Here is a 9,097-nt window from a genome sequence, read left to right as displayed (position 1 = left end):
GGGCCTCGCCGGGGGGGCGCGCCGCGGCGCCCGGATCGCCGCCGCGCGCCCATTCCTCGAGGCACCAGGCGATGCCGGCGGCAAGATCGTCCGGGCAAAAGGGCTTCGCCAGATAGCCCGTTCGGCGGTGATCGACGATGTCGAGCGGGCCGCCGCTCGCAAAGGCGACCACCGGCGTCGCGCAGGCCATCGCCTCGATCAGCGTCTTGCCGAAGGCTTCCTGCAGCGACGGCATGACGGCGACGTCGGCGCAGGAATAAAGCAGCGCCAGCCGCGCGTCGTCGCCGACATAGCCGACATAGCGCGTTTCGATGCCGAGATCGGGCATGTCGTCGGGTTCGAGATCGCCGAACACGACCAGCAGCGTGTCGCGTGCGTTCTCCGTTTCGCTCAGGCGGCCGAGGGCCGCCAGCAGTTCGGGAAAGCCCTTCCGGCGATCCCGCGTCGCGTTGATCGCGCCGTAAAGGACGATCCGCCTGTCGTCCGGCAGATCCCAGGCGCGGCGCGCGATGCGCTTTTCGCTCGGATGAAAGCGGCCCGCATCGAGGCCGTTCGGGATGATTTCGCGCGGATGGTGGCGGAGCAGGGGGCTCGCTTGTACGCAATCGGCAAGCCAGCCGCTGATCGGCACGAGATGGAGGTCAAGATCGGCCCAGTGCCGTTTCTTCCGTTCCCATATCCTGCGGCTGATATCGGCCTCGCGGCTCGAGCGGAGCTGCGGGCAGGCGCCGCAGCTTTCCCGGTAGCGCTCGCAGCCGGCCGTGTAGTGGCAGCCGCCGGTCAGCGGCCACATGTCGCGCAGCGTCCAGACGAGCGGGCGTCCGATGCGCTTCAGGGCGTCGATCGGCAGAAAGCCCGCGCCGATCCAGTGCAGATGCACGACATCGGGATCGATCTCTTCGACGATATGCTCGATCCGCGCCGGCACCCAGCCGAGTGTCCAGAAGGCGTCGCCGGTCTTGTCGTAGCGGCGCAGCGGTAGTGCATCGAGGCGTCCGCGCAGCCGCGCGGCCAGCCGGTCCGTCGCATGCGGCAGCGGCAGGATCGAGGCGTCGTCGTCGGTCTTGCGGCCGACCATCATCAGCGAGTCGACGCCTTGCGCGCGCAAGGCCTGATGCAGCCACAGCGATCCGCGCGCCGCGCCGCCGTCGCTGTCGAAGGTGCTAAGGTGCAACACGCGCATGGCTTGCTCCTCGGGCTGACGGGGAACGGGCGACGAGGTCGCCGGGCCGCGGGGCCGCGCGTCGCGTGGCGCCTGCGTGAACCGCCTGGCGCTCGTTGACGACCGCGACGACGACGGCAAGGAACATCACGGTCCAGGTGCGTGGCGACACATAGGCCCCCATCGATTGGCCGAACACGGCCCACACGGCCCAGCAGAAGGCGACGTTCGGCACGCCCAGCGTCCTGAGGAAATAGCTGAGGGCGGCAGCCAGAACGAGGCCCCAGCCGAGCCCGAAATAGATCCAGTGCGACCAGAAATAATTGGTCAGGATGTGCGCGACCTCGTCCTCGAGCATCCATTCCGGGGAGAAGGCGGGCGAGCCGATATAGATCGCGACGATGCGGTCGCCGATGAAATCCTCGCCGGTGATGCCGACGCCCGTGAAGGGATAACGCGCGATCGTGTCGAAGGCGGCCAGCGCCGGTCCGATCGCGCGATAGAAGAAGCTGGGGTCGGCGCCGCCGAAAATCGCCTGCAGCCGCTCGGCGTAAAGCACCGAGCCTGCCCACAAACCGATGGTCACGAGCACCAGCGACACCAGCGCCATGATGACCAGCCGCTTGGGGCTGTGCGCCATCCGGCCCGCATGAAGCTTGCGGACGCCGACCAGCAATTCGTAGAGCGCGATCAGAAGCGGCATCAGCAGCAGCGTCGGGCCGCGCATCAGGACATAGGCGAGCCCCAGCATCGCGAGCGCTGCGGGAATCCGGTAGCGCGATGTCGTCAGCCCGTACCAGCCGAACAGGAACAGCGAGAAGCCGAAAGTGACGTAGGAGGGCTCCGAGGTGAACAGTTTGGGCCGGATGATGCCATAGAGAAGTTCGTCGCGATTGTCGGAGCCGTAGACGCCGAAGCTGTAGAGCTGCGCCCGGACATTGTCGCTGACGGCCCTGAAGCCGGTATAATTCTCGAGCGCCGCGCCGATCAGGATGAGCGCGCACAGCACCAGAAAGAAGCGCGCCAGAACCCGCCGTTCGTAACGGATGGCGACGAGATAGAAGCCGTAACCCGCGACAAGCGAATAGCTGACCTGAACGAACCCCTTCAGGCGATCCATCAGGAAGGCGTAGTCGGGTGCGGTGAAGACCGAAAGCAGATAGCAAAGCAGAACGGCGGCAAGCGCCGTCGCATGGCGCGCCTCGATCCAGTTCACATGCCTGAGCAGCAGCAGGCCGCTCGCCGCCGCCGCGGGCGCGGCCGGCACCGGCACGCCGGCGCTCAACTCCAGGTTCCAGCTCAGATAAATGCCCAGCAGGAAGCCGATCAGGAGAAGGCTGTCGAGCGTGTCAGGCCGCCCGGTCATCGCGAAAACTTTCAAGTGCGGCGATTGCCGAGAAGAGCGCCTGTCCCCGGCATCGCCAGTTGAACGTGTCCGCACATGCGGCCCAGGCGCTCTCCTGCAGATTGTTGAGAAGGTCGAAATCGTCGATAACGGTCAGAACGCCCTGGGCGAGCGTCTCGTGATTGTCGAACAGCAGAATGCCCTTGCCGGGCGCGAGCGGCATGCCGGCGACGGCGCCGCGCAGGGCGGCGACCGGGACGCGGTTGAAAACATAGTCGAGCACCTTCAGCTTGAAGCCGCCGCCGCTCCGCTCGGGCACGATGGCGATGCGGGCCCGGTCGAAATAGGGCGCGATGTCGGCCACGCGCCCGGTGATGTCGGCGGCCGGATATTTCTGCCGCATTTCCTCGAGGAAGGTTTCGTTCCCGCCGCCGACGATCTGCAGTTCGACGCCGCGCGCGGCGGCAAGCGGACCGGCGACGGCGAGAAACTCCCGCAGGTTCATCTGCTTGGCGATCCAGTCGAAGCTGCCGGCAAGCACGACGCGGCGCGGCGTTTCGGGTCCGATGCGGCGTTTGTCCGTTTTGCGGCCGGCATAGCCGGGCTGCAGCACCGTAACCGGCGTCCGCCGCGCGCGCGCCGCATAGGCGGCCGCATCTTCCGGCGTGATGGCGGTCACAAGATCGGCCCTGTCGACGAGACGCCGTTCGAGGGCGGCGGCTTTTTCCGCGTCGCGCCGGATGATCCGCCGGCTCAGCGGATTGCCGGCATGGTTCCGCGCCACGGCCGCGCGCGTGCTTTCCTCGTGATTGTGCGAAATGTGCACCAGCCGCGGCCGGTCCGCCCGCGCGGCATAATGCGCAAGGCAGGGGTCGAGCGCCCAGCCCGCCGACAATCCGTCGAATATGATGCGGTCCCATCTTTTTGCTTCGAGCAATGCGTGGAGCCGCTCGCGCATCCATGGCGCCGCCGTGCGGTGCGCGACATGGGGGAGATTTGAAAAGACGCTCCGCCACGGGCGATGTTTTTCCTGCGGCACCAGATGCCAGCGCACGCCGCCTTCGATGTCGCCGTCCTTGCGGCGCGACCCTTCATGTCCGAAGCAGAGAACGTCGAGTTCGGCGCCGGCGGCGGCCAGCGCTTCGATCAGGCGGCCGGAATAGATGCGCTGGCCGTCATGTTCGGGCCAGGGGTCGATCCAGGTAAGCCAGAGACACTGCATAGGCTCCTCGCTCGCAAAGCGCGGTCGCGCGCTAGAAGGCGTTCTTGCCCGTGAAGCCGCCGATCACGGTCCGGAAAATGATCTTGATGTCGAGCCGCAGCGACCAGTTGTCGATATAGGCAAGATCGTGTTCGACGCGCTGGCGGATTTGTTCGAGCGTTTCGGTTTCGCCGCGCCAGCCGTTTACCTGCGCCCAACCGGTGATGCCGGGCTTGACGCGGTGGCGCGCCGCGTAGTCGCGCACGGCCTCGTCGTAAAGCGTGCCGGCGGCCTTGGCGGAAATGGCATGCGGGCGCGGGCCGACGATCGACATTTCGCCGCGCAGCACGTTGAGAAACTGCGGCAGCTCGTCGAGGCTGAACTTGCGGAGGAGGGCGCCGACGCGCGTCACGCGCGGATCGTTGCGCAGCGTCAATTGCTCGGCCTTTTCGTCCCGCGCGGCATGATGCATCGTGCGGAACTTGTAGACGTCGATGAGCTGGTTGTTGAAGCCGTAGCGCTTTTGCCGGAAGAGAACCGGCCCCGGGCTGTCCAGCTTGATCAGCGCCGCAATGGCGGGAAAAACCGGCGCGATCGCCAGCAGGATCAGAACGGAGAGCAGCCGGTCCTCGATTTTCTTGGCCACCGATTGCCAGTCGGTCAGCGGCTTGTCGAGAACGTTGAGCAGCGGCAGATGCGCGAGATGGCTCACCCCGGCCCGTTCGAGATGAAAGCTGACCGGGCCCGGGCACAACCGGATATCGACCGGAAGGAACTTCAGCCTGTCGATGACGTTCAGAACGCGCACTTCTTCCGTCGGCGGCAGGGCGATGATGATCGTGTCGACGGGCTGCCGGCGGACGAGCTGCACCAGCGCGCCGAGATCGCGCGCCGGTGGGCGCTTGCCGTTGCCGCCATGTTCCGCGGTGTCGTTGAAGACGCCGACAACGCGCACGCCGCTCTCGCTTCTGGATCTCAGATGGTCGAGAAGCCGGTGAACGACGGCGCCGTCGCCGACAATGGCGACGCTGCGGGTCAGGCGTCCTTCCCGGATCCAGGTCTGGCATTTGAGATAGAGCGTGACGCGGATGACGGCCAGCGCCGTCCATGCGCTCGCAAACCACAGCACCGACCAGGTGCGCGAATAGTCTTCCGACGATTTGGTGAAAAAGCTGATGGCGACAAGCGCCAGCGCCACGCTCGACCAGGCGGCCGTCATCCGTTTGAGGCTTTCGCCCGAATGCGTCAGCACCTCGAAGCGATAGGCATGGGCGACATGAAAGAGATTGGCGGCGACAAGCGCGCCGAACAGCGTGACGAAAATATAGTCGGTCCAGACCACGCCCGGCGCGCGCACCAGCCATATCGAATAGGCAAGCGCGCTCGCGGCGACGATCGCTATCGTCTCGATCGCCGCGGTGAGCCCGCAAACGATCGATTCCGAAACCGGCTTCAGTCCCCGGCTCTCGCTTGCCGCCCGGGATTCGGTTTTTAACGACGAGGCGAGCCCTTTCATGCGGCTCTCCCTGTGTATTTATCGATGAACCCTGTTTCCCATGGCAGATGCGCAAAGGGTGTGATCATGAGGGGCGCGAACGTGACCAATCCATGGCCGGCGTTTCGGGGCCGCGCGCCTCGCGCGGCGCGCGCGCGGCGGTGGCGGCGGAAAGGAGGGGGCCGATCAGCCGCGCGGCGAAATCCTCGGGCGTTCGCCCCGCCAGAAAGCGGGCAACGCCCGCCGGGTCGCAAAGCCGGTCGGGACCGAGGCGGACCGTCCCGGCGAGCGCGGCGGCCAGAGCGTCCGCATCCGTCGTCTCGCAGGCCGTTCCAAGCCCGTAATCGCGCACCAGCCGGTGCAGCAATCCGTAATTTTGCGTGATGACCGGTTTTCCGGCATTCGCGGCGCGGATCACGATACCGCTCGAGCCGACAAAGCGCTGATAGGGCGCCAGCGCGACGTCGCAGGATTGCGTCAGCAGCGAAAGCTCGTCGTTTGTGTGATGCCGGTCGTCGATGCGCAGCCACAATTCCGGCTTCTCGCGATTCAACGCCGCCCGGCGTTCGGCGGCGGCGGACTGAAGGCCCGGGTCGATTTTCCCGGCGATCAGCACGGCCGTCCGCAGCGCGACATCCGGCGCGAGGCGCTTCAGCGCGTCCAGAAGGACGAGCAGTCCCTTTCGTTCGGTGAGGACACCGAAAAGAAGGAAGGCGACGCGGCCGGGCGGAAACGGACTTTGCGCGGTCGCGGATTTGTCGTCCGGCGACAGGGGAAAGGCGGGGTCGGGAAGCGCGCGGAGCTTGTCGCCGCGTCCATAATGCGTCGCGCCATAGGCGGGAAAATAGGGATCGAGCGAAAAGACGGTTTCGACGGCGGGATTGCGCAGCATCAGGCGATAGAGAAGTGCCTTGCGCAAGTCGCGCAGCTTTTCGCGCCGGCTCTGCCGCGGCGTGTCGGCGGGCGCGTAATGCACCGAGGGGCGAAACAGGATGCCGGAGACGCGCCGGCCGCCGAAACGCAGGCCCGCCGCGAGCGGCAATGACAGATGATCGATGCCGAGGAAGAGGCCGCGCGCCGCGCCGCTGCGTGCCAGATGCCGCCGCATCGTCCACCACCGGGCAAGCCCGCTCACGGCAAGCCGGGGATGCATGCAAAGCGCATATTCGCGCGCCGACAGCACACGGAGCCCGGCATTGCCGATGCCGGTCTCGTTCATCCAGGCGGAAAGCGTCTGCGCCAGCGGAGAGGGAACCGCCAGCAAAAGCCGGACCGGCGCGGGTCCGGCAGCGGCATGGCGCAGAAGATGCTGCAGCCACTCGGTTGCGTGACCGCGCGGATCCGGTTCGAAGATCAGCAGGTCCGGACGCGCCTCATGCTTCATCGGCAATCGGTCCCGGTTCGGACCCCGTGGCGGCCATCATGAAGTCGCGCAGGATTTTCGCCTTTGTGTGATGGGCCTCGACATAGGCGCGCCCGCGCGCGCCGAGCTCTGCCCGCAAGGTTTCATCCGCCGCCAGTTGCCGCACGGCCGCCGCAAAGACTTCCGGTTGGTCGGGCGGCACGCAGAAAAATGCTTCCGACTCCGCCTGCAGGCGCCATATCTGGCTGCCGGGCACGGCGGTCGCCACAAAGGGCCGGCCGGCCGCCATGATGCAGAAAATCTTCGACGGCACGGCGAAGTCGGCGCCCTGCGGATCCTGCGGCACCAGATGAATGTCGCCCTCGGCCAGCGCTTCGTTGAGGCGCTCCGGCGGCACGAGGGGACTGAATTGGATGTTGTCGAGCGCTGCTTCCTTCACGCAGCCGGTCAGCGCTTCCGCCTCACGGCCGTCGCCGCGCAGCACGAGGCGGATATCGGGGTCGGAACGTTTCAGGATGCCCGCCAGCGCCAGCACCTGATGAAGCGACTGCTTGCGTCCGAAATTGCCGCTATAGAGCAGGGTGAGCGGTTGTCCTTGCGGCGCGGGCAGGGGGCGGATGCGTTCGGTGTCGATCCAGATCGGCAGGGACCCGATCGGACGCCGGACGCCGCGCGCTTCGAGCTGCGCCTTCATTTCTTCCGAGAGAACGAGAATCAGATCGGCCCGGTTGAGTGCGATGCCTTCGATCTTTCGCAACAGGCCGAGAATGAACCTGCCGCCCGCGATGCCGAGACCTTGCGCGAGCCCCGATTCGATATCGTGGACGATCACGATATGGCGGCCGTTTCGGGCGCGTGCGAAATTGCCCAGTATGACCGCGAGGATGGAGGGCGACAGCGAGACGACGATCTCCCGCCGCGCGACGCCGCCCTGCGCGATCGTCTTCAGTCCCTGTGCCAGGAAGTAGCCGGCCGACGCGATGCGCTGAACGGCGCCGCCGTTCCTGGGTGCGCGCGTCGGCAGCCGCGTCACCGGGACATTATTCAGGATTTCCAGGTCCCTCTCGCCCGACCGGTAATCGGCAAAGACCTCGTTTCCCGGGTAATGCGGTCTCGATGTGAGCACTTCGACGGGAACGCCGTGACGGCGAAGCCATTCGGCCACATCGCCGCAAAAGGGCGCCGAGCCGATCAGCTCCGGACGATAATATTGTGTCACGAGCAGCGCGGAGGCGGCTGACGGGGCGGCTTTCATCTAGCTCAGCCCTCCCGCCAGCCCGTGCCGCGGCGGATATCGGTAGTGGAGGCTCACCGCGGCGTAGCGCTTGTATTTCTTGGGGTTGACCTGCGACAGGGCGACACCGGCGATCCGGGCATCGGCCGATACAAGCTGGTGCAACCCGTCGAGCACGACCTCCTTCTTGGTCCGGCCCCAGCGCACGACGAAAACGGTCGTGTCGACAAGCCGGCTGTAATGGATCACCTCGGCGCCGGCGAGAATGGGCGGCGCGTCGAGAATGACGGTGTCGTAGTGCTTGGCCAGCGAGGAGAGCAGCATGCGCAGACGCGAGACGTCCGGCAGGTGGTTTTCGCCTTTCCTGACCCGGCCGGCAAAGATCGCGTGGACACCCGAAGCCGGGTCCCGGTAGACGGTTTCATCCGGTGTCGCCTTGCCGTTCAGGAGATCGATCAGCCCGGCGCCGTTGCGCGCGCCCAGAAGGGCATGCACCGAGGGCCGGCGAAGGTCGCCATCGACGATGATGACGCGCCGGCCGACATGGGCAAGACGGCGCGCCAGCGATACGCTGATATGCGTTTTTCCTTCGTCGGGCGCCGCGGAGGTGAACATCGTGACCCTTGGCGATTCGCCGTCATGGGAAAACAGCAGGCGCATGTGAAGCTTGTGTATGGCCTCGCTGAAGGGCGATGTCGGATCGTGCGTGTGATTGCCCGTCAATTCGGATTTTTTGAATGTCGGTATCAGGGCGAGGCTCGGCAGGCCCGTCGTTTTGGCGACGTCGTCGCCGGTGCGGAAGGTGCGGTCGAGCATTTCGATGAACAGAACCAGCAGCGCGCCGATGAGAAGGCCGGCGAGCAGGGCGCCCGCGAGAATGGGCGCGGTCGGCGGAAAGCTCGGCCGCAGCGGCGCGATGGCCGGCGATATGATCCAGGCATTGGTCTGCTGGTAGGTTTCCTGGGCGGTGCTTCTCTTGTAGCGCTCAAGGAAGTTCGCAAGCAGCGCCTGGCTTGCTTCCGCTTCGCGCTGGAGCTGGCGCAGATCCACCGAATCGACATTCGACTGGCTGACTTCCGATTTGGCGCTTTCCAGACGCGCGTTGAGCGCCTGGTAGCGGGCATCCGCCGTGAGTGCGGCGTTGCGCACGCTGCTGACGATCTTGCCGATCTCGGTCTGGATTTTCGCCCGTGTGTCGCGCTGCTGCGCCTTGATGTTCTCCATGCGGGGATGCATCGAGCCGTAGGTGGCCGACAGCTCCGCCGCTTCCCGCTGGATATCCGCTTCCTTTTCTTCC

7 protein-coding genes are annotated in these 9,097 nt (G+C 66.0%); all 7 read right to left on the bottom strand.

What is annotated here, in order from left to right; all coding sequences use genetic code 11:
• Positions 1 to 1,183 (bottom strand): glycosyltransferase family 4 protein (locus WEB61_RS00415; RefSeq protein WP_368062350.1); only part of this gene is annotated, 1,183 nt, incomplete at its 3' end.
• On the bottom strand, positions 1,164 to 2,528 hold the full coding sequence (locus WEB61_RS00410) for a hypothetical protein (RefSeq protein WP_368062349.1): 1,365 nt from the start codon (positions 2,526 to 2,528) through the stop codon (positions 1,164 to 1,166). The genes WEB61_RS00415 and WEB61_RS00410, both read right to left, overlap by 20 nt.
• The gene (locus WEB61_RS00405; protein WP_368062348.1) at positions 2,512 to 3,729 is read right to left on the bottom strand and encodes a glycosyltransferase; all 1,218 of its coding nucleotides are present in this window, start codon (positions 3,727 to 3,729) and stop codon (positions 2,512 to 2,514) included. The genes WEB61_RS00410 and WEB61_RS00405 overlap by 17 nt, the downstream gene beginning before the upstream one ends.
• A gap of 31 nt (positions 3,730 to 3,760) precedes the next feature.
• Positions 3,761 to 5,224, bottom strand: a complete 1,464-nt coding sequence (locus WEB61_RS00400; protein ID WP_368062347.1) for an undecaprenyl-phosphate glucose phosphotransferase — start codon at positions 5,222 to 5,224, stop codon at positions 3,761 to 3,763.
• Between the two features lie 64 nt (positions 5,225 to 5,288).
• Positions 5,289 to 6,587: a glycosyltransferase gene (locus WEB61_RS00395; RefSeq protein ID WP_368062346.1), complete on the bottom strand. Its 1,299-nt coding sequence runs from the start codon at positions 6,585 to 6,587 to the stop codon at positions 5,289 to 5,291.
• Positions 6,577 to 7,821, bottom strand: coding sequence for a glycosyltransferase family 4 protein (locus WEB61_RS00390; protein WP_368062345.1), 1,245 nt, complete (start codon positions 7,819 to 7,821; stop codon positions 6,577 to 6,579). Before WEB61_RS00390 ends, WEB61_RS00395 begins: the two co-directional genes overlap by 11 nt.
• The coding region (locus WEB61_RS00385; RefSeq protein ID WP_368062344.1) for a GNVR domain-containing protein at positions 7,822 to 9,097 on the bottom strand (1,276 nt) is incomplete at its 5' end.

The organism is Parvibaculum sp., assembly GCF_040882025.1.
GTDB lineage: Bacteria > Pseudomonadota > Alphaproteobacteria > Parvibaculales > Parvibaculaceae > Parvibaculum.
This window is presented reverse-complemented; position numbering and strand designations above follow the sequence as displayed.